Consider the following 19,140-nt stretch of genomic DNA (forward strand, 5'->3'; position numbering starts at 1 on the left):
TGTCCGGCCCTCGGATGGGCCGGACACTCGGTTTGCGCAACTTATCGGGCGCCGGCCGCGGCACCAGCCAACGTCGCGTCGACGTTGGCGGCGTCGACGATCCCCGGTCCGGTCAGCACAGGCTTCGTCGGCAGATCGAGCCCATAGTTGACGAAGCCGTTCAGCAGCGACACCGCAAGATAGCCCTGCAGGTAAGGCTGCTGGTCGATCGAGAACATCTGCTGGCCGTCCTTGATACGCTGCAGGCCGGTTTCGTCCATGTCGAACGAAGCGAGCTTGACCTTGTCGCCGACATTGGCCTGGCTGATGGCATTGGCCGCGCTGTTGGCGTCGCCAGCGCTGATGGTGATGAGACCGTCGAGGGTGTTGTCTTTCAGCACGGCGGCCTTGATCGCCTCGGCGACCGCTGTCGGGTTGCCGAAGCTGGATGAGGGCAGCGGCAACTGGGTGGATTTGCCGCCGCTCTTGGCGATGGCGTCGGCGATGCCCTTGCAGCGGTCTTCCGTATTGGTGGAGCCCGGCAATGTGTTGACGCAAAGCACGTTCTTGGCGCCATGGCTGCCGAAATATTCGCCGCCGCCGAGACCGGCCGCGTATTCCTCGTTGCCGACATAGTTCATGGCGCCGAGCCGCTTGGCTGCATCCATGCCGCCGGAATTGTAGATGATGAGCGGCACGCCTGCGGCAACGACTTCCTTGAAGGCGTCATCCATGGCCTCGGGCACCCAGTCCGGGCCGACGATGGCGCTCGGCTTCTGGCTGAGCGCGGTGCGGATCAGCTTGGCGGCATCCGGGCCGAGATTGTCGTAATTCTGCGGGCCGAGCCAGGTCACCGAGCCGCCGGTCAGTTCGGCAACCTTGCCGGCGTCGTCGGCGCCCTTCTTGACCTTCGACCAGAACGGGTCGTCCGCCTTGCCGCCGATGACGAAGATCTTCGCCCCATCGGCCATTGCGGCTGTGGCACCTGTCGCCATCACGGCCGCTGTCATCATTGCCGTCAAGAGTCTTGTTGCACGCTTCATGTCGTCTCCTCCCAGTTGCCGTCGTCAGACGGGTTTTGAAAAACTTTGTCGCTTCACGCGCCTCTCTCCCGATTGCGCGCCGTGATCGATGCTTCGCCCGGCTCACGCCCCGGCGTTCATGCGCTCCCTCTTCTTCTGGAAGCGGGCGTCCATCATGGCATCGCCCTCTTTGGTGCCGTCGTGCCAGGTGCCGAACCATCTATCGAGCGGGATCAGCCCGTCGCCGCCGTAGTTCACCTCGAAATATTTGTGGTGCAGGTAGTGCGTGTAGGCGTGGCTGTTGATGGCCGTGTCTTCGGTCACCTCCAGCTTGTCGAAGCCGAGATGGCCGTTGACGGCGCCGAAACCCGCAACATGCAGTTGGAACAGCGCGACGATCGGGTTGGACGGGATGACCAGGTGCCAGAAGGCGACCGCGTGGTACAGAAACCCCTCCACCGGATGCATCGACAGCGACGACCAGGGCGACGGGTTGATCGAATTGTGGTGGACCGAGTGGATCCAGCGATAAAGCGGGCCCCAGTGGATCAGGCGGTGGATGAAGAAGAAGTGCACCTCGTGGATGGCCGGCGCGACCAGCACCAGCGCCGCGAGATAGACCGGGTGGTCCTGCCAGCCGACCCACGGCACGTAGCCCTTGGCAAAGCACCACAGGAAGATGACTTCGACCACCGTCCACAACGGGATGGTTATGAAGAACGAGCGCAGGAAGTTGTCGAGGTTCTGGCTCTGGAACCAGAACACGTCGGACGGCGCATCGCCGGGGAATTTGTGGTTGTATTTGAACCGAGTCTGCTGGGCGCGCTTGATGTAGTAGCGCAGCTCGAAGATGCCGTAGAAGACCAGGATCGCGGCTGCGTTGACGGCATAGAGCCACAGAGCCCAGCGCCAGTCGATGGTCTTCATCGTCTCGACGCTGGGGACGACATAGGACCAGTAGATCAGCGCAGTGGCCATGTGGAAGGCATTCCACGGCCAGATATAGCCGGGCAGCCATGCCAGGACCTTCGGCAGCTTCGGTGGCCAGCTCCACAACGGCACGGCCTCGATGCGCCCGTTTGGCTTCCAGTCGCCGCGCTTGTCGCGTACGCCGTATTTGAGATCGTCCATGCAAATCCTCCACCCGCAACGCCTTGGGATGGCTCGCACGCGCACGCTGCCTCACACCGCCATAGGGCGGAGGGTCAGAACCTGTCTGCGCTGTGCTGCTGCTATCCTTGGGCTGGCGGTGCTTGCGCCTTCTTTGTTTCTGCCCGAGATAAACATCTTGATCCAAAATGAATCAAGAATAGAATGTCTATTCCAAAATGATTGTATCATTCGTCTCAGAATTGCCTGATGAATGATACGTTTGTATCAATTGCTACAGGCTGATGACACGAAATGGACCAAACCAAGCGGCCGACGATAAAAGATGTCGCCGCCGAGGCGAATGTTTCGGTGGCCACCGTCAACCGGGTGCTGAGCGGCTCGGGTGCCGTCCGCCAGGGCACGCGCGAGCGCGTCAGGCTGGCGGCGGAGCAGATCGGCTTCTACGGCATGGGTGCGCTGCGCAGCCGCATAGCGGCCGCCCGGCCGCGCTACCGGTTCGGCTTCCTGCTGCACCAGCCCAGCCGCGCCTTCTACCGCAACATTGCCGAGGCGCTGCGTGCGGCGGTGCCAACTATGCCCGACTGCGAAATAGAGCTGCGCACAGTTTTCCTTGACGATCTGTCGCCACAGAACGTCGCCTCGCGCATGCTGGCTTTGGGCGCCGAATGCGACGCGGTCGGCGTCGTCGCGGCGGTCCATCCACTCGTCACCCAGGCGGTCGACACGCTCAATGCCCGCAACGTGCCGGTGTTTGCGCTGATCTCGCAGATCTCGGCGACCGGGCACGTTCGCTATATCGGGCTGGACAACTGGAAGGTCGGGCGCACCGCGGCCTGGGTGTTCGAGCATGTATGTCGAGCGCCTGGCAAGCTCGGCATCCTCGTCGGCAATCATCGCTACCGCTGCCAGGAAATGAACGAGAGCGGCTTTCGCTCCTATTTCCGCGAGCACGCCCCCGGCTTCACGCTGCTCGAGCCGCTGCTGACCTTCGAATCCAGCGCCATCGCGCAGGAGATGACCGAAAAACTGCTGAACGAAAATCCGGACCTGTCCGGCCTCTATGTCGCCGGCGGCGGCATCACCGGCGCCATCGCCGCGCTGCGCTCCACCGGCCGGGCCGGCAGCCTCGTCGTCGTCGGCTACGAGCTGATGGAGTCGACCCGCCCGGCGCTGCTCGACGGCACGCTGACCTTCATCATCTCGCATCCGCTCGCCCGCATAGCGCAGGAAGCGCTGGCCGGCATGATCCGAGCCGTTTCCGCCCCGAACGAGGGCGGCAATTTCACCAACATCCTCCCTTTCGAGATCTACACGCGCGAAAACATCTAGGCGGATCCATCGCCTGCGAGCGCGTAACGTCCCCGGAATGACCTGCAGGTTGCACGAACGTGTTTGGACACGATATGGAAAGTCGGCTCAACGCCCATGCCCTGCCACGGCTTGCACCCTTTCTCGCCTTCCGCTATAGAGCCGCCACCCGCGTAGACACCCTTGGAGGCAACGCGGCGGAAGGCTGCCTTCCCCTTGTGATCCCGAACAAAGGTCCGCGTATGCGGCTTCCGGCTTTCGGACATCCAGGCCTGGCGGCTTTCGACGTTTACAGCCCAAGCACTTTGCCGGCCGTGAACGCTCCATAACACGCGAAAGGAAATGCCATGAGCCACGATACTTACGAGCTCAAGGCCGAAGCGCGCGAACAGGTCGGTAAGGGGTCCGCCCGTGCAGTTCGCCGCAACGGTAAAGTGCCTGCAGTAATTTACGGTGACAAGCAGCCTCCCCTGGCGATCGCGCTCACCTACAAGGACATCTACTACAAGATTCATGGCGGCGGGTTTTTGACCACGATCGCCACGATCGATGTCGACGGCAAGAAGATCCAGGTCCTGCCCAAGGACTTCCAGCTCGACCCGGTCAAGGATTTCCCTGTCCATGTCGACTTCCTGCGCATCGGCAAGGACACCGAAGTCAATGTCGACGTGCCTGTCCACTTCATCAACGAGGACAAGTCGCCCGGCATCAAGCGCGGCGGCGTGCTCAACATCGTGCGTCACGAAGTCGAGTTCCACTGCCCGGCCAATGCGATCCCGGAATTCATCACCGTCGATCTCACCGGCGCCGACATCGGCGACTCGATTCACATTTCGGCGGTTACGCTGCCGGCCGGCGTCAAGCCGGCGATCTCCGACCGCGACTTCACCATCGCGACCATTGCCGGCTCCTCGGCGATGAAGCCGGAGGTCGAGGAGACGACCGAGGCGGCTGCCCCCGAAGCGGCTCCGGCCGCCGAAGAGAAGTAATCCCTTTCCGCTCGGAGAACGACGATGCTTGTCTTTGCAGGCCTCGGCAATCCGGGCGCGAAATACACCAACAACCGGCACAATGTCGGCTTCATGGCGGCGGACGCAATCGCCCGCCGCCATTCCTTTTCGCCTTGGTCGAAGAAGTTCCAGGGCCTGATCGCCGAAGGCACGATCGACGGCGAAAAGATCATCCTGATCAAGCCGCAGACCTTCATGAACCTGTCCGGCCAGTCGGTCGGCGAAGCGCTGCGCTTCTACAAGCTCGAACCTTCCGCTCTCACCGTCTTCTATGACGAGATCGATCTTGCCGCCGGCAAGGTTAGGGTCAAGGTAGGCGGCGGCGCCGGCGGTCACAACGGCATCCGCTCGCTGGACGACCATGTCGGCAAGGGTTTTCGTCGCGTCCGCATTGGCGTCGGCCATCCCGGCGTCAGAGAGATGGTGCACGGCCATGTGCTTGGCGACTTCGCCAAGGCCGACCGCGAGTGGCTTCAAGTTCTGCTCGACACGATCGCCGATGACGCCGGATTGCTGGTCAAGGGCGACGACAATTCTTTCATGAACCGGGTGACGCTTGCCTTGCGCGACAGACTGACGCCGACCGGCGACGACGACCGCCCGCCGCCCAAGGCCCCGAAGGCCCAGAGCCACATTCGCCAGGCACGGCCGCAGCAGGCGCCGGCCAAGCTGCCCGAAACCGGCCCGATGGCCGCCATGCTGAAGAAGCTGTTCGGTGGCAAGGGCTGAACCGGGACGCGATCGCGGCCGTAGGGCTTGACGATCCTTGGCGCTATCGCCCATAGCCCTGATCAAATTTCGCTTTCCCGATAGGACCGGACAAAATGGGTTTCAAATGCGGCATCGTTGGCTTGCCCAACGTCGGCAAGTCGACGCTTTTCAACGCGTTGACCAGGACGGCGGCGGCGCAGGCCGCCAACTATCCGTTCTGCACCATCGAACCGAACACCGGCGAGGTGGCAGTGCCCGACCCCCGCCTGCAAAAGATCGCCGCGATCGGCAAGTCGAAGGAGATCATCCCGACACGCATCTCCTTCGTCGACATCGCCGGCCTGGTGCGTGGCGCCTCCAAGGGCGAAGGGCTGGGCAACCAGTTCCTCGCCAACATCCGCGAGGTCGACGCCATCGTCCATGTGCTGCGCTGCTTCGAGGATGACGACATCACCCATGTCGAAGGTCGCATCGATCCGGTCGCCGACGCCGAGACCGTCGAGACCGAGCTCATGCTCGCCGACCTGGAGAGCCTCGAACGCCGCATCGCGCAGTTCCGCAAGCGCGCGTCCGGCAAGGACAAGGAAGCGATGACGGTGCTGCCGACCATGGAAGCGGCACTCGAGTTGCTGCAAGCAGGCAAGCCGACCCGCATCCTGCTCAACGGCATCTCGCCGGAAGACCTGCGCATCCTGCAGGGGCTGAACCTGTTGACCTCGCATCCCGTGCTCTATGTCTGCAACGTCGCCGAGGCCGATGCGGCCACCGGCAACGAGCACGCCAGCGCGGTGGAAAAGGTGGCCGCGGCGCAGGGCGCCAGCACGGTCGTCATCTCGGCCGCGATCGAGGCCGAGGTCGCCCAACTCAGCGACGAGGAGGAGATGGAATTCCTGGCCTCGCTGGGGCTCGACGAGCCAGGCCTCAACAAGGTCATCCGCGCCGGCTACGAGCTTTTGCAGCTGATCACCTATTTCACCGTCGGACCGAAGGAAGCGCGCGCCTGGACTGTGCACAAGGGCGCGAGGGCGCCGCAGGCGGCCGGCGTCATCCACACCGATTTCGAGCGCGGCTTCATCCGCGCCCAGACCATCGCCTACAACGACTTCGTCGCACTTGGCGGCGAAGTGGCGGCCAAGGAAGCCGGCAAGGCGCGCGACGAAGGCAAGGAATACGTCGTCCAGGACGGCGACATCATGCTGTTCAAGTTCAACACCTGACCTTGCGGGCAGCCCGCCCTCGCGGCGGGCGCTCCTGGGGAAGGCGAATTTCGGATTGCCACACGAGCAAAGGGAGACCCGGCGATGATCAAAGCCTTCGTCGTGGACAATGATCGCCTGCGCATTACCGAAAACCTCGACGACAATGTCGTCTGGGCTGACCTCTTGAGCCCGACAAAGGAAGAAGAGGCCGCCATCGAGAGTTGGCTCGGCGTCGCCATTCCGACCCGCGAGGAGATGGAGGAGATCGAGATTTCGAGCCGCCTCTATGTCGAGGACGGCGCCTATTTCATGACTGCCACGCTGCCGGCCCAGACCGAGATCGACGATCCCCTGATGTCGCCGGTCACCTTCGTGCTTGCCGGCACGAGACTGATCACCGTGCGCTATCACGAGCCGAAGGCGTTCAAGACCTTTCCGCAGCGCGCCGAGAAGGTGGCGACCGGCTGCACCAGCGGCGACACCATCCTGATCGGCCTGCTGGAGGCGATCGTCGACCGGCTCGCCGATATTCTGGAGCGCGCCGGCCGCGACGTCGAGGCGATCTCGCGCGACATCTTCCAGGCGACCTCGACCAAGGTTTCCAAGCGCAACCGCGACTTCCAGGAACTCTTGAAAGCCATCGGCCGCAAGGAAGATCTTACCTCCTCGATCCGCGACAGCCTGATCTCGCTGCAGCGCCTGGCTGGCTTCTTCGCCCATGCCTCGACCCGCACCAAGATGAGCAAGGACACAAAGGCGCGCATCAAGACGCTGTCGCGCGACGTGCTGTCGCTCGCCGACCATGCCACCTTCCTGTCGCAGAAGATCTCCTTCCTGCTCGACGCCACGCTCGGCATGATCTCGATCGAGCAGAACGCCATCATCAAGATCTTCTCGGTCGCCGCCGTCATCTTCCTGCCGCCGACTTTGGTCGCCTCGATCTACGGCATGAATTTCGACATCATCCCCGAACTCAAATGGCAGCTCGGCTATCCCTTCGCCATTGCCATGATGGTGCTGTCGGCGATCCTGCCCTTCTGGTATTTCCGCCGCCGCGGCTGGCTTTAGGCGCCCCAGGCCCACGCGCCGTCGATGCTGGCGCACCAGAAATTGCTTGACCAAAACCCGTGCGGCCTTCATCCGGGAAACCCCGATCCGTCCTGATCGGTGTTCCGCAACCGGATTTAGACGATGACCGGAAAGACTTGGACATGACCGGAAAGACCTGGGCCTATGAGGATTTTGTCGAGGGCGCCTCGCTCGACCTCGGCGTGAAGCAGGTGAGCGCCGCCGAGATCATCGAATTCGCCAGTAAATTCGACGCCCAGCCGATGCATCTCGACGAGGAGGCCGGCAAGGCCAGCATTCTGGGCGGTCTGTCGGCTTCCGGCTGGCACACCTGCGCGATGTTCATGCGCATGCTGTGCGATGCCTTCCTGCTCGACTCGACCTCGCAGGGCTCGCCGGGCATCGAACACGTCAAATGGAAGAAGCCGGTTCTGGCCGGCGATACGTTGAGTGGCACGCTCACCGTACTCGCCAAGCGCCAGTCCAGGTCGCGGCCTCAGCTTGGCCTGATCACCATGCGCAGCGAACTGTTCAACCAGCGCGGCGAAAGCGTCTTCGAACTCGAAAACACTGGCATGTTCCTCGCGCGTGATGCCGCAAAAGGCCTGTCATGACCCTCGATGAGTTCTTCCTGATCGGCGTCACCGTCACGCTCGGTTCGCACACATTCGAACCGGACGACATCAAGGCATTCGCCCGCAAATACGATCCGCAGGTCTTCCATGTCGACGAGGAGGCGGCAAAGACGAGCGTGCTCGGCGGTCTCTGCGCCTCCGGCTGGCACACCGCCGCCACCTGGATGAAGTACAACCTCGAAAAGCGCATGGAGACGGAAGGCGTCCGCTGGACAGGTCCAGGCCCGCAGCCGGAATTCGGCCCCTCCCCGGGCTTCAGGAACCTGAAATGGCTGAAGCCCGTCTATGCCGGCGAGACCGTGACATTCATGCGCACCGCGCTCGCCCATCGCCCGCTCGCCGCGCGCCCCGGCTGGCATTTGCTGACGCTGCTCTGCGAGGCCTCCGATTCGACCGGCGACAAGGTCATCGAATTCGACAGCGCGGTGCTGGTGAAGGTCGAGTAGTTCGCCCGTTTCAATGCCCCTCGAAGCCGATCAGCGTCCTCACCGGCACGCCGAGCGACTCCAGCTTCTTGCGGCCGCCGAGATCCGGCAGGTCGATGACGAAGCAGGCGGCAAGGATGTCAGCGCCGATCTGCCTGAGCAGCTTGACCGCCGCCTCCGCCGTGCCGCCGGTGGCGATCAAATCGTCGACCAGGATCACCTTTTCGCCCTCGGCAACGCCGTCCTTGTGCATCTCCATCTCGTCTAGCCCATATTCCAGGCTGTAGGCGACGCGTACCGTCTCGTAAGGCAGCTTGCCCTTCTTGCGGATCGGCACGAAGCCCGCCGAAAGCTGGTGGGCGACGGCACCGCCGAGGATGAAGCCGCGCGCCTCGATGCCGGCGATCTTGTCGATCTTCAGCCCGGCATAGGGATGCACCAATTCGTCGATGGCGCGGCGAAAGGCGCGCGCATTGCCGAGCAGCGTGGTGATGTCGCGAAACAATATGCCAGGCTTGGGATAGTCGGGAATGGTGCGGATCGCCGAGAGCAGCGTCTCTTCGAGGGAGGATTTCATGGTTCGCACTCCACACTGGCGTATTCGATGTCTTGCCGCGAAGAGCGAGACCCGTTGGCTTCTTCGGGCGTCCGCCCGTTTCGCGCGAGATTACCTGAAACGCAGATTTTCGCGCGTCAATTGTTCGATCGTGGTGCAGCCCATCAGCTTCATGCCGCGCTCGATCTCGACCCGCATCTGTTCGAGCGCGCGTTCGACGCCCGCCTGCCCGGCCGCCGCCAGCGGGAACAGATAATAGCGGCCGACGCCGACGGCCTTGGCGCCGAGCGACAGCGCCTTCAGCACATGCGTGCCGCGCTGCACGCCGCCATCCATGATGACGTCGATCCGGTCGCCGACGGCATCGACGATCTCGGCAAGCTGGTCGAAAGCCGCCCGCGAGCCGTCCAACTGCCGGCCGCCATGGTTCGACAGGACAATGCCGCTGCAGCCGATCTCGACGGCGCGCCTGGCATCCTCCACCGACATGACGCCCTTGAGGCAGAACGGACCCTGCCACAGCCGGACCATCTCGGCGACGTCGTCCCAATTCATCGACGGATCGAGCATCTCGGTGAAGTAGCGGCTGATCGACATGGTGCCGCTGCCCATGTCGACATGCTCGTCTAGCTGCGGCAGCTTGAACCCCTCATGCGTGAAATAGTTGATTGCCCAGGCCGGCTTGACGGCGAACTGCAGCATTCCGGACAGATTGAGCTTGAAGGGAATGGCAAAGCCCGTGCGCTTGTCGCGTTCGCGGTTTCCCCCGGTGATGCTGTCGACGGTCAGCATCATCACCTCGACGCCGATGTCCCTGGCGCGCTGCATCATCGCCCGGTTCAGGCCGCGATCCCGGTGGAAGTAGAACTGGTAGACCTGCGGCCCGCTACTGATCTTGCGCGCCTCCTCGAGGCTGACGGTACCGAGCGAGGAGACGCCGAACATCGTGCCGTATTTGGCTGCGGCCTTGGCGACCGCACGCTCGCCCTGATGGTGGAACAGCCGCTGCAAGGCGGTCGGCGAACAATAGACAGGCATTGCCAGCTTCTGGCCCATGACCGTCACCGACATGTCGATCTCGCTCACCCCACGCAAGACGTTGGGAACCAGGTCGCATCTCTCGAAGCTTTCGGTGTTGCGGCGATAGGTGACCTCGTCGTCGGCCGCACCGTCAATGTAGTTGAAGATCGGCCCCGGCAGCCGCTGCTGCGCCATGCGCCGGAAATCGGAAAAATTGTGACAGTCGCGTAGCCGCATTATCGATTTCCAAACATCATGCCGTCGACGATCTCCTCGTCACAGACGCCGCGTGGCATAGCAATCACATGGCGCCGTGCCAACGGGCTTGTTCAAGCGGCCGGCAATCGACCATGCCGCCGGCCCGGGCCTCATCCAAGCAAAAAGGGCGCCTTCCGGCGCCCTGCATGATCGACTTGCTTCAAAGCGGCTTAGGCCCTTATCAACCAGGCCTTAGTGTGCCACGCCTTCCCACACCTTGCGCTTGGTCAGATAGACCAGGGCGCCGAACAGCAGCAGGAACACCAGCACGCGGAAGCCGGTCTTCTTGCGGTCTTCCAGATGCGGCTCGGCCGCCCACATCAGGAACGCCGACACGTCGCGCGAATACTGGTCGACCGTCTGCGGCGTGCCGTCATCATAGGTCACCTGGCCGTCCGACAGCGGCTTGGGCATCTTCAGCGACACGCCGGACAGGAAGTATGGATTGTAGTGCGTGCCCTCGGGTATCACCATGCCGGCCGGCGGCGTCTCGTCGTAGCCGGTCAGCAGCGAATGGATATAGTCGGGGCCGCCCTGCGCATACTGCGTGAAGATGTCGAAGACGAAGCGCGGGAAGCCGCGCTCGACGCCGCGCGCCTTGGCCAGCAGCGACATGTCGGGCGGAGCGGCGCCGCCATTGGAGGCAGCAGCAGCCTGCTCGTTGGCGAACGGCGCCGGGAAGTAGTCGGACGGCTTGCCGGGACGGTCGAACATGTCACCGGCGTCGTTGGGGCCGTCATGGATGGTGTATTCGGCGGCAAGCGTCTTCACCTGCGCTTCCGAATAGCCGAGCCCTTCCAGCGTGCGGAACGCCACCAGGTTCATCGAGTGGCAGGCCGCGCAGACTTCCTTGTAGACCTTCAGGCCGCGCTGCAGCTGCGCCTTGTCGTAGGTGCCGAACGGCCCGGCGAAGCTCCAGTCCATCTCCTTCGGCTCATCGATCGGGAAGTGCGTCGGCGCGGCCGCGTTGTGTGCCTCCTCGGCGGCGGTCGCCGCGGTGCCAACAACCACAAGGCCAAGCAGCGCCAGCGAGGTGAGAATCTTCTTCATGCCAAATCCCCTTAGATTCTCTGCCGCTCAGCCCTTGGTTTCCGGCGCGGCCGTAGCCCCCGCAGGATGATGTCCGCCAGCCTTGTTCTTCTCGAGCACCGCCTCGGTGATCGAATTCGGCAGCCTGCGCGGCGTCTCGATCAGCCCGAGCACCGGCAGCGCAACCAGGAAGAAGGCGAAGTAGAACAGCGTCGCCATCTGCGCCATGAAGACATAGGTGCCTTCGGCCGGCTGCGAGCCGAGCCAGCCGAGCAGGACGGCGTCGGCCACGAACAGCCAGAAGAACAATTTGTACCAGGGCCGGTAGACCGCCGAGCGCACCTTGGAGGTGTCGAGCCACGGCACCAGGAACAGCATGACGATGGCGCCGAACATGCACAGCACGCCGCCAAGCTTGGAGTTGATCGGACCGATGTTGAAGGTGATGGCGCGCAGGATCGCGTAGAACGGCAGGAAGTACCATTCCGGCACGATGTGGGCTGGCGTCTTCAGCGGATTGGCGACCGAATAGTTGTCGGGATGGCCGAGAAAGTTCGGCAGGTAGAAGACAAAATAGGCGAAGAAGAACAGGAACACGATCATGCCGAACGCGTCCTTGATGGTCGCGTAAGGCGTGAAGGCGACGGTATCGGTCTTCGACTTGACCTCGATGCCGGTCGGGTTCGACTGGCCGACGACGTGCAGCGCCCAAACGTGCAGCACGACGACGCCCGCGATCATGAACGGCAACAGATAATGCAGCGCGAAGAAGCGGTTGAGCGTCGGATTGTCGACGGCAAACCCGCCGAGCAACAGCTCCTGGATCCAGTTGCCGACCAGCGGGATGGCGCTGAAGAAGCCGGTGATGACGGTGGCGCCCCAGAAGCTCATCTGTCCCCACGGCAGCACGTAGCCCATGAAGCCGGTCGCCATCATCAGGAGGTAGATGATGCAGCCGAGGATCCACAAAAGCTCGCGCGGCGCCTTGTAGGAGCCGTAGTAGAGGCCGCGGAAGATATGGATGTAGACGGCGACGAAGAAGAACGAGGCGCCGTTGGAATGCAGATAGCGCAACAGCCATCCCGAATTCACGTCGCGCATGATCTTTTCGACCGAGTCGAAGGCGAGGTTGGTGTCGGCCGTATAGTGCATGGCCAGCACGATACCGGTAAGGATCTGCGAGACCAGCATGATCGACAGGATGCCGCCGAAGGTCCAGGCATAGTTGAGGTTGCGCGGCACCGGATAGGCGACGAAGCTGTCATAGATCAGCCGCGGCAGCGGCATGCGGGCGTCCAACCAGCGTTCGATACCGGTCTTGGGCGTATAGGTCGAGTGTCCCTCGCTCATCGAAATATCCCCTGCCTCAACCGATAAGGATCTTGGTATCGGAAATGAACTTGAATACCGGCACCGCCATGTTCTCCGGTGCCGGACCTTGGCGGATACGGCCGGCGGTGTCGTACACCGAACCGTGGCACGGGCAGAACCAGCCGCCGAAATCGCCTTCCTGGCCGAGCGGGATGCAGCCCAGATGGGTGCAGACCTGCACCATCACCATCCAGGCTTCCTTGCCGGGCGTGGTCCGGTTGGCATCAGTCGCCGGGGCATCAGCCGGCAGGTTGGCGTTGCGGGCGATCGGATCCTTGAGCTCGGCGAGGTTGACGGCCTCGCCGTCCTTCATCTCCTGCTCGGTGCGGTTGCGCACCACGACCGGCTTGCCGCGCCATTTGACGATCAGCGACATGCCCGGCGTCAGCGAAGCGACATCGACCTCGACCGAGGCCAGCGCCAACGTCGAGGCATCGGGGCGCATCTGGTCGATGAACGGCCATGCGACGGCGCCCGCGCCAACCACAGCGGCCATGCCGGTGGCGACGTAGAGAAAATCACGACGGTTGGGATCCTGGGTGTCGGTTGCGCTCACGGGTGCCTGATCCTTTCGCCTCGTCCGTGCCGGTGGTCGAGCCTCGTTCCCCGCTCATTCACGCCAACCCGACAGCGCATGGCGAACAGGCTAGCGAATTCCTCCGGCATTTGGACTTCGGTTTATGCGTGAAGCCCGTTTTTGTCCAGCGGCGTGGAGGCACAAGGGCAGATTGTCGCGGGGACATGATCCGGCGTCGGGCGACGCTGTGCCGGAGTATCCGCGAAGACCGGGAAACAGCAGGAAAAGCAACGGCAAACCGACGCCTCGCCTTTGCCTCGACAGGCGATGCCAGCCTGGCCTATCCTGCTCCCATGGCGCACGTCATCGACCGCGACACCTGGGCCGAGGCGCCCGACTGCTGGCAAGGCGAGCTGCAGTGCGGCGCCTTTGGCTCCAACAGCTGCCTGATCTTCAACTATTTGCCTGACGTCGGCGGCGGCCCACGTCTGCACAGCCATCCCTACGCAGAGATCTTCATCATCCGTCAGGGCACCGGGCTGTTCACGGTCGGCGACCGGCAAATCGAGGCGTCCGCCGGCCAGATCGTCATCGTGCCGCCGGACACGCCGCACAAATTCACCAATCTCGGCCCGGGCGCGCTCGAGACCACCGATATCCACGAGAACGGCAGCTTCATCACCAAATGGCTGGAGTAGACCATGATCCCGAGCCGAAGGTCAGCGTAGCAAAAAGTGGAGGCCGGTTTTCGGAAAAGATCATGGTCAAACAAAAAGATAGCGCTATTTGGCGCCGAGCCTGACCAACACGGCCCTTGGGATATCGTACTCGCGGATCACCGCGTCGTGCTTGCGCAGGCCGCAGAGTTCGCGCTGGATGAAGTAGCCGTGCACGGCTTCGGCCGCTTCCTTGAGGAGCCTGGGCCGCTGCTCCTTGTCGTCTCCATTCTCACGCAGTTTGGCCAGCGTCTCCTCGACGCGCTGCCCGGCGCGTCCGAGCGCCGCTGCCTTCTCGGCCAGGATTTCATGGCCGAGCGCGTCGAAGGCGGCTTCCCCGGCCGAACTGCCGGTGGACGGCGGGCGCAACGACATCTCAGTCTCCTTTCCTGCCGGCCGCGGACTTTGTCTCGAACGTCATACGATGGGTGACGAATTCTTCGCCCTTGACCGGCCCGAAGCCGAGTCCCTCATAGAAAGCGAAGGCTTCCTGCGGCGCCCTTGTGTTCAGCGCGGCGAAATGTCGACGTGCCCTGTCGACAACCGTCTCGACCAGCATTCTGCCGACACCGTTGCGGCGATGCAGCGCGCTGACGAACAGGTGACGGACCCGGCCTTGCTCCCTGCCGTCGAAATAGGGGTCGATGTTCAGCCCACACACACCAACGACTTCGCGGCCATGCCAGACGCCAAACAGCGCCTCGCCATGTTTCAGGAACCTGTTGCGGCGGCTTGCCCAGCCATCGGCCAGGCGCACCAGCATCCAGTATCCCTCGAGGCGGCTCTCTTCCATCAATGCGCGGAAGGCTGGCGTCGTCGGCCGCAGCCGCTTCAGCACATAGCCGGTTACCATTGATCCGCCCATGCCCTACTCCGCCGGACGCGTCTCTTCCAGCACGCTTTCCTCGTTGAACAGGAAGCCGCCGGACTGGCGCTTCCACAGCCGCGCATAGAGCCCGTCGAGCGCCACCAGTTCGTCATGCGTACCTTGTTCGACGATGCGGCCGCCGTCGAGCACCACCAGCCGGTCGAGGGCCGCGATCGTCGACAGCCGGTGCGCGATGGCAATGACGGTCTTGTTCGCCATCAGCCGCGCCAGATTTTCCTGGATCGCCGCCTCGATGTCGGAATCGAGCGCCGAGGTCGCCTCGTCGAGGATCAGGATCGGCGCGTCCTTGAGGAAGACGCGCGCGATCGCGACGCGCTGGCGCTGGCCGCCGGACAGCTTCACGCCGCGCTCGCCGACAAAGGCCTCGTAGCCCTTACGGTCTCTGTTGTCGCGCAGGCCGAGGATGAAGTCGTGCGCCTCGGCCTTCGTGGCCGCCGCGACCACTTGCGCCTCGGTCGCATCCGGCATACCGAGCTTGATGTTGTCGCGCAGCGAGCGATGAAAAAGTGCCGTGTCCTGGCTGACGACGCCGATGTTGGCGCGCAGCGAGTTCTGCGTCACGCCCGATATGTCCTGCCCGTCGATCAGGATCTTGCCGCCCTCGAGGCCGTAGAGGCGCAGGATCAGATTGGCCAGGGTCGTCTTGCCGGCGCCGGACGGCCCGACCAGCCCGACCTTCTCGCCCGGCCGCACCACGAGGTCGATGCCGTCGAGCACGCCGAACCCCTTGCCATAGTGGAAGGTGACGTTCTTCACCTCGATGCGGCCGCCGCCCACGACCAGCTCGCCGGCATCCGGCGCATCGGTCAGGCCGAGCGGCTGCGAAATCAGCGCCTTGGAATTCTCCAGCACGCCGAGATTCCTCAGGATGCTGTTGAGCTGCATCATCAGCCGGCCAAGCAGCATGTTGAGCCTGAGCACCAGCGACAGCGTGAAGGCGACCGCGCCGACGGTGATCGAGCCTTCCACCCAGAGATAGATGGCAAAGCCGGCGATCGCCGTTATCATGATGCCCGACAGCGTCGTCAGCGCCATGCGCACGCCGGTCAGCCTGCGCGTGAATGGCCGCAGCGCATCGAGATAGATGTCGAAGCCGTTCCGGATATAGCGGTCGTCGCCATCGGCCGAGAACAGCTTCAGCGTCTGCACGTTGGAATAGGAATCGACGATGCGGCCGGTGATCATCGAGCCCGCCTCGGCGGTTGCCTCTGCATGCTTGCGAATCGCCGGCAGGTAGAACTTGGCGATGAAGCCGAAGGCGGTGATCCAGATCACCACCAGCACCGCCAGCCTGAGATCGAGCCCCGCGACCAGCGCCAGCGTCGTCACCGTGTAGACGATCATGAACCAGACGACCTCGATGAAGCTCTCCATCAGGTCGCCGGTCGCCTGCCCGGCCTGCCAGACCTTTGTGGCGATGCGGCCGGCGAAATCGTTCTGGAAGAAGGCGTAGGACTGGCGCGAGACGTGGCGATGCCCCTGCCAGCGCACCAGATTGTAGAAGCCCGGCGTGATCGTCTGCTCGTTGACCAGCGCCGACAGGCCGACGACGAGGGTGCGGATGACCAGCACCACCGCGGCCATGAAGACGAGTTCGGGGCCGGCGGCGGTCCACAAAGCGTGCCAACTGCGCTCGCCAGGAAGCTGGTCGAGAATATCGACCAGCCGCCCGACGAAATAGAACAGTCCGGCCTCGACCAGCGGCGCGATGCCGCCGATGACCAGCATGGCGAAGAAGGCGAACTTCGCCTGCCCGACATAGTGCCAGAGGAAGCCGCCGACGCTGGCAGGTGGCCTGAGACTCGCCGGCTCCCGGAACGGATAGACCCAGTTCTCGAACCAGCGATAGACGGCAGTCATCATTCGGCGGCTTCACCCTTGGCGCCAATGTCGTTGGCGATAGCGTCGTTGGCGGCCTCGGCCGGGCTCTCGTCGAGCAGGAAGCCACCCGACTGGCGCTGCCAGAGCTGCGCGTAGAGTCCGCCCTTGGCGACCAGTTCCTCGTGCGAACCTTCCTCGATGACACGGCCCATGTCCATGACGACGAGCCTGTCCATCGCCGCGATGGTCGACAGCCGGTGCGCGATGGCAATCACGGTCTTGCCTTGCATAAGCCTGTAGAGGTTCTCCTGGATGGCCGCCTCGGCCTCCGAATCGAGCGCCGACGTCGCTTCGTCGAGAATGAGGATCGGCGCGTCCTTCAGCATCACGCGGGCAATGGCGATGCGTTGCCGCTGGCCGCCGGACAGTTTGACGCCGCGGTCGCCGACATGGGCGTCGAACCCCTTACGGCCGCTGGCATCGATGAGCCCGCCGATGAAGTCGAGCGCCTCGGCCCGCCCCGCCGCCTCGAGCAGCATCTCGTTGGTGGCGTCGGGCCGGCCGTAGAGAATGTTCTCGCGCACCGAACGGTGCAGCAGCGAGGTGTCCTGCGTCACCATGCCGATCTGCGCACGCAGCGAATCCTGCGTCACCGAAGCTATCTCCTGGCCATCGATCAGGATCCGGCCTGCTTCGAGGTCGTAGAAACGCAGCAGCAAGTTAACCAGCGTCGACTTGCCGGCGCCGGAACGGCCGACGATGCCGACCTTTTCGCCCGGCTTCACCGTCAGCGACAGGTTCTCGATGACGCCCTTCTGCTTGCCATAGTGGAAGCGGATGTCCTCGAAGCGGATCTCACCCTTGGAAACGGTGATGTCTTTCGCACCCGGCCCGTCTTCGACCAGCCGCGGCAGCGAGATCGATGCGATGCCGTCCTGCACCGTGCCGACGTTCTCGAACAGGCTCGACATTTCCCACATGATCCATTGCGACATGCCCCACATCCTGAGCACGAGGCCGATGACCACGGCGACGGCGCCGATCGTCACCGCCTGGCCGAGCCACAGCCACAGCGACAGCGCGGTGACGGAGAACAACAGCAGCCCGTTCAGGATGTAGAGCAGGCCATAGAGTACCGTCACCAGCCGCATCGACCGGTAGACCGTATCGAGAAAGCCGGCCATGCCTTCCTTGGCGAAGGAGGCCTCGCGGCGCGCGTGGCTGAACAGCTTGACCGTCTGGATGTTGCTGTAGCTGTCGACGACACGGCCGGTCATGGTCGAGCGTGCATTGGCCTGCTCCTCGCCGACCTTGCCGAGCCGCGGGATGAAAAAGCGCAGCAGCCCGATATAGCCGATGAGCCAGACGACCAGCGGCGTGGCGAGCCGCCAATCGGCCGAACCGACGATGAACAGCACACCGAGGAAATAGACGATGATGTAGTTGAGCACGTCGATCAGCTTGATGACGCATTCGCGCACGGCGAGCGCCGTCTGCATCAGCTTGGTCGCGATGCGTCCGGCGAACTCGTCCTGGTAGAAGGCCATCGACTGCTTCAGCAGATAGCGATGCACCTGCCAGCGGATGCGCATCGGGTAGTTGCCCATCAGCGTCTGCTGGTTGAGCAGAGAATGCAGCCAGACCGTGCCCGGCAGTGCGAACAGCACGATGAAGGCCATGCCGGCGAGCTTCCAGCCTTCGGTCTGCAGGAAGGTTTCGCGGTTCTGCCCCGACAGCCAGTCGACGATGTGGCCGAGGAAGCCGAACATCCACACCTCGGCAAAGGCAATCGCCGCCACCAGGATCGCGTCCAGGACGATGTAGGGCCAGGCGCCGCGTGTATAATGCATGCAGAAGCCGACCAGCGTCTTCGGCGGCTCGACCGGTTCCGCCGCCGGGAACGGATCGAGCCTTTTCTCAAACCAGCTAAACATCATCATGCTCATAAATCTCTTTTCCGCTCACGCGGCACGGGAACGGACGAAATCCCTGGAGCGCGTAGCGTCCCAGGAGCGCGTGGCGTCCCCGGAGCGCGTAGCGTCTCCGGACTGCGTGGCGCCTGGGACCAGCGATACGGAATCATCCGCGTCGCTGGTCCTGCTTCGCGCAATATAGGGGCTCGCGTGCTTTTCGCCGACAGGCTCGCTTGACGATCCTGACGGCACGGTGCCGCCAGCCCGGTCCTTCGCCCCCGGCCGGATCATCCTGATGATCCGGCGCACCAGCGACGGCCGGCTGGGGTCGGGAACGGCGCGCGAGAAGTCGACATCCGGCAGCATGCCGCGATGCGGACGCCGGCGCGTCTCGGCGTGGACCGCCGACGAATAGGTTTCGCCGATCAGCAGCGCCCAGGTCGCCATCTTGCGTTCGTGCAGGCTTCTTGAACCGGGTATTTTGTAGGGATCGAACATCGGTCCGTCCTCCATGTGCAAATGCGATAAAAAGGGTGAAGCAAGCTCGACCGCCGGCATTCGGCCAAAGGCACGGATGGCG

The 19,140-nt window shown here is 63.4% G+C and carries 20 protein-coding genes; 8 read left to right on the top strand and 12 right to left on the bottom strand.

Features of this window, described 5'->3' with window-relative positions; all coding sequences use genetic code 11:
• Nucleotides 1-41 precede the first annotated feature (41 nt).
• Together ACFX5Q_RS18515 and ACFX5Q_RS18520 are read right to left on the bottom strand one after the other, a co-directional pair.
• The gene (locus ACFX5Q_RS18515; protein WP_404280386.1) at nucleotides 42-1,022 is read right to left on the bottom strand and encodes a sugar ABC transporter substrate-binding protein; all 981 of its coding nucleotides are present in this window, start codon (nucleotides 1,020-1,022) and stop codon (nucleotides 42-44) included.
• A gap of 102 nt (nucleotides 1,023-1,124) precedes the next feature.
• A complete protein-coding gene (locus ACFX5Q_RS18520; RefSeq protein WP_404280388.1) occupies nucleotides 1,125-2,132 on the bottom strand; it encodes a sterol desaturase family protein in 1,008 nt (335 codons plus the stop codon).
• A gap of 273 nt (nucleotides 2,133-2,405) precedes the next feature.
• On the opposite strand from ACFX5Q_RS18520, the gene ACFX5Q_RS18525 reads away from it, so the two are divergent.
• The 7 genes from ACFX5Q_RS18525 (at nucleotide 2,406) to ACFX5Q_RS18555 (ending at nucleotide 8,491) form a co-directional block, all read left to right on the top strand.
• Complete coding sequence (locus ACFX5Q_RS18525; protein ID WP_404280390.1) at nucleotides 2,406-3,443, top strand: LacI family DNA-binding transcriptional regulator; 1,038 nt, start codon at nucleotides 2,406-2,408, stop codon at nucleotides 3,441-3,443.
• 326 nt (nucleotides 3,444-3,769) lie between these two features.
• Nucleotides 3,770-4,411: a 50S ribosomal protein L25/general stress protein Ctc gene (locus tag ACFX5Q_RS18530; protein ID WP_404280392.1), complete on the top strand. Its 642-nt coding sequence runs from the start codon at nucleotides 3,770-3,772 to the stop codon at nucleotides 4,409-4,411.
• 24 nt (nucleotides 4,412-4,435) lie between these two features.
• Nucleotides 4,436-5,161, top strand: coding sequence for an aminoacyl-tRNA hydrolase (gene pth, locus ACFX5Q_RS18535; protein ID WP_404280394.1), 726 nt, complete (start codon nucleotides 4,436-4,438; stop codon nucleotides 5,159-5,161).
• 95 nt (nucleotides 5,162-5,256) lie between these two features.
• Complete coding sequence (gene ychF / locus ACFX5Q_RS18540; protein WP_404280397.1) at nucleotides 5,257-6,360, top strand: redox-regulated ATPase YchF; 1,104 nt, start codon at nucleotides 5,257-5,259, stop codon at nucleotides 6,358-6,360.
• Nucleotides 6,361-6,444: 84 nt separating this feature from the next.
• On the top strand, nucleotides 6,445-7,410 hold the full coding sequence (corA, locus tag ACFX5Q_RS18545) for a magnesium/cobalt transporter CorA (RefSeq protein WP_404280400.1): 966 nt from the start codon (nucleotides 6,445-6,447) through the stop codon (nucleotides 7,408-7,410).
• A 143-nt stretch (nucleotides 7,411-7,553) separates the two neighbouring features.
• Nucleotides 7,554-8,024 carry a MaoC family dehydratase gene (locus tag ACFX5Q_RS18550; protein WP_404280403.1) on the top strand — a complete coding sequence of 157 codons (471 nt, stop codon included), beginning with the start codon at nucleotides 7,554-7,556 and terminating at the stop codon, nucleotides 8,022-8,024.
• Nucleotides 8,021-8,491, top strand: a complete 471-nt coding sequence (locus tag ACFX5Q_RS18555; RefSeq protein ID WP_404280404.1) for a MaoC family dehydratase — start codon at nucleotides 8,021-8,023, stop codon at nucleotides 8,489-8,491. Before ACFX5Q_RS18550 ends, ACFX5Q_RS18555 begins: the two co-directional genes overlap by 4 nt.
• 10 nt (nucleotides 8,492-8,501) lie before the next feature.
• Here the strand turns inward: ACFX5Q_RS18555 and ACFX5Q_RS18560 are convergent, their stop codons facing one another.
• From ACFX5Q_RS18560 to petA, 5 genes are all read right to left on the bottom strand, one after another.
• On the bottom strand, nucleotides 8,502-9,047 hold the full coding sequence (locus tag ACFX5Q_RS18560) for an adenine phosphoribosyltransferase (RefSeq protein ID WP_006202565.1): 546 nt from the start codon (nucleotides 9,045-9,047) through the stop codon (nucleotides 8,502-8,504).
• Between the two features lie 90 nt (nucleotides 9,048-9,137).
• Nucleotides 9,138-10,283, bottom strand: a complete 1,146-nt coding sequence (locus tag ACFX5Q_RS18565; protein ID WP_404280406.1) for an alpha-hydroxy acid oxidase — start codon at nucleotides 10,281-10,283, stop codon at nucleotides 9,138-9,140.
• A 213-nt stretch (nucleotides 10,284-10,496) separates the two neighbouring features.
• Nucleotides 10,497-11,354 carry a cytochrome c1 gene (locus tag ACFX5Q_RS18570; RefSeq protein ID WP_404280408.1) on the bottom strand — a complete coding sequence of 286 codons (858 nt, stop codon included), beginning with the start codon at nucleotides 11,352-11,354 and terminating at the stop codon, nucleotides 10,497-10,499.
• A gap of 27 nt (nucleotides 11,355-11,381) precedes the next feature.
• A complete protein-coding gene (locus ACFX5Q_RS18575) occupies nucleotides 11,382-12,683 on the bottom strand; it encodes a cytochrome bc complex cytochrome b subunit (protein WP_404280411.1) in 1,302 nt (433 codons plus the stop codon).
• A gap of 16 nt (nucleotides 12,684-12,699) precedes the next feature.
• The gene (gene petA, locus ACFX5Q_RS18580; protein WP_120014706.1) at nucleotides 12,700-13,260 is read right to left on the bottom strand and encodes a ubiquinol-cytochrome c reductase iron-sulfur subunit; all 561 of its coding nucleotides are present in this window, start codon (nucleotides 13,258-13,260) and stop codon (nucleotides 12,700-12,702) included.
• A 314-nt stretch (nucleotides 13,261-13,574) separates the two neighbouring features.
• On the opposite strand from petA, the gene ACFX5Q_RS18585 reads away from it, so the two are divergent.
• The gene (locus ACFX5Q_RS18585) at nucleotides 13,575-13,919 is read left to right on the top strand and encodes a cupin domain-containing protein (RefSeq protein ID WP_404280413.1); all 345 of its coding nucleotides are present in this window, start codon (nucleotides 13,575-13,577) and stop codon (nucleotides 13,917-13,919) included.
• Nucleotides 13,920-14,003: 84 nt separating this feature from the next.
• Here ACFX5Q_RS18585 and ACFX5Q_RS18590 read toward each other — a convergent pair whose 3' ends face one another.
• The 5 genes from ACFX5Q_RS18590 to ACFX5Q_RS18610 are packed head-to-tail and all read right to left on the bottom strand — an operon-like array spanning nucleotide 14,004 to nucleotide 19,058.
• Complete coding sequence (locus tag ACFX5Q_RS18590) at nucleotides 14,004-14,312, bottom strand: DUF6665 family protein (protein ID WP_404280415.1); 309 nt, start codon at nucleotides 14,310-14,312, stop codon at nucleotides 14,004-14,006.
• Between the two features lies 1 nt (nucleotide 14,313).
• On the bottom strand, nucleotides 14,314-14,802 hold the full coding sequence (locus ACFX5Q_RS18595; protein ID WP_404280418.1) for a GNAT family N-acetyltransferase: 489 nt from the start codon (nucleotides 14,800-14,802) through the stop codon (nucleotides 14,314-14,316).
• 3 nt (nucleotides 14,803-14,805) lie between these two features.
• Nucleotides 14,806-16,689, bottom strand: coding sequence for an ABC transporter ATP-binding protein (locus ACFX5Q_RS18600; protein WP_404280420.1), 1,884 nt, complete (start codon nucleotides 16,687-16,689; stop codon nucleotides 14,806-14,808).
• Nucleotides 16,686-18,587, bottom strand: coding sequence for an ABC transporter ATP-binding protein (locus ACFX5Q_RS18605; protein ID WP_404280499.1), 1,902 nt, complete (start codon nucleotides 18,585-18,587; stop codon nucleotides 16,686-16,688). Before ACFX5Q_RS18605 ends, ACFX5Q_RS18600 begins: the two co-directional genes overlap by 4 nt.
• Before the next feature lie 21 nt (nucleotides 18,588-18,608).
• A complete protein-coding gene (locus tag ACFX5Q_RS18610; protein ID WP_404280422.1) occupies nucleotides 18,609-19,058 on the bottom strand; it encodes a hypothetical protein in 450 nt (149 codons plus the stop codon).
• Nucleotides 19,059-19,140 lie beyond the last annotated feature (82 nt).

The organism is Mesorhizobium sp. IMUNJ 23033, assembly GCF_044778005.1.
Lineage (GTDB): Bacteria > Pseudomonadota > Alphaproteobacteria > Rhizobiales > Rhizobiaceae > Mesorhizobium > Mesorhizobium amorphae_A.

Coding starts and splice junctions, on each gene's coding strand:
- ACFX5Q_RS18515 (WP_404280386.1), bottom strand. CDS start 1,022: ATGAAGCGTGCAACAAGACTCTTGACGGCAATGATGACAGCGGCCGTG.
- ACFX5Q_RS18520 (WP_404280388.1), bottom strand. CDS start 2,132: ATGGACGATCTCAAATACGGCGTACGCGACAAGCGCGGCGACTGGAAG.
- ACFX5Q_RS18525 (WP_404280390.1), top strand. CDS start 2,406: ATGGACCAAACCAAGCGGCCGACGATAAAAGATGTCGCCGCCGAGGCG.
- ACFX5Q_RS18530 (WP_404280392.1), top strand. CDS start 3,770: ATGAGCCACGATACTTACGAGCTCAAGGCCGAAGCGCGCGAACAGGTC.
- pth (WP_404280394.1), top strand. CDS start 4,436: ATGCTTGTCTTTGCAGGCCTCGGCAATCCGGGCGCGAAATACACCAAC.
- ychF (WP_404280397.1), top strand. CDS start 5,257: ATGGGTTTCAAATGCGGCATCGTTGGCTTGCCCAACGTCGGCAAGTCG.
- corA (WP_404280400.1), top strand. CDS start 6,445: ATGATCAAAGCCTTCGTCGTGGACAATGATCGCCTGCGCATTACCGAA.
- ACFX5Q_RS18550 (WP_404280403.1), top strand. CDS start 7,554: ATGACCGGAAAGACCTGGGCCTATGAGGATTTTGTCGAGGGCGCCTCG.
- ACFX5Q_RS18555 (WP_404280404.1), top strand. CDS start 8,021: ATGACCCTCGATGAGTTCTTCCTGATCGGCGTCACCGTCACGCTCGGT.
- ACFX5Q_RS18560 (WP_006202565.1), bottom strand. CDS start 9,047: ATGAAATCCTCCCTCGAAGAGACGCTGCTCTCGGCGATCCGCACCATT.
- ACFX5Q_RS18565 (WP_404280406.1), bottom strand. CDS start 10,283: ATGCGGCTACGCGACTGTCACAATTTTTCCGATTTCCGGCGCATGGCG.
- ACFX5Q_RS18570 (WP_404280408.1), bottom strand. CDS start 11,354: ATGAAGAAGATTCTCACCTCGCTGGCGCTGCTTGGCCTTGTGGTTGTT.
- ACFX5Q_RS18575 (WP_404280411.1), bottom strand. CDS start 12,683: ATGAGCGAGGGACACTCGACCTATACGCCCAAGACCGGTATCGAACGC.
- ACFX5Q_RS18585 (WP_404280413.1), top strand. CDS start 13,575: ATGGCGCACGTCATCGACCGCGACACCTGGGCCGAGGCGCCCGACTGC.
- ACFX5Q_RS18590 (WP_404280415.1), bottom strand. CDS start 14,312: ATGTCGTTGCGCCCGCCGTCCACCGGCAGTTCGGCCGGGGAAGCCGCC.
- ACFX5Q_RS18595 (WP_404280418.1), bottom strand. CDS start 14,802: ATGGGCGGATCAATGGTAACCGGCTATGTGCTGAAGCGGCTGCGGCCG.
- ACFX5Q_RS18600 (WP_404280420.1), bottom strand. CDS start 16,689: ATGATGACTGCCGTCTATCGCTGGTTCGAGAACTGGGTCTATCCGTTC.
- ACFX5Q_RS18605 (WP_404280499.1), bottom strand. CDS start 18,587: ATGATGATGTTTAGCTGGTTTGAGAAAAGGCTCGATCCGTTCCCGGCG.
- ACFX5Q_RS18610 (WP_404280422.1), bottom strand. CDS start 19,058: ATGTTCGATCCCTACAAAATACCCGGTTCAAGAAGCCTGCACGAACGC.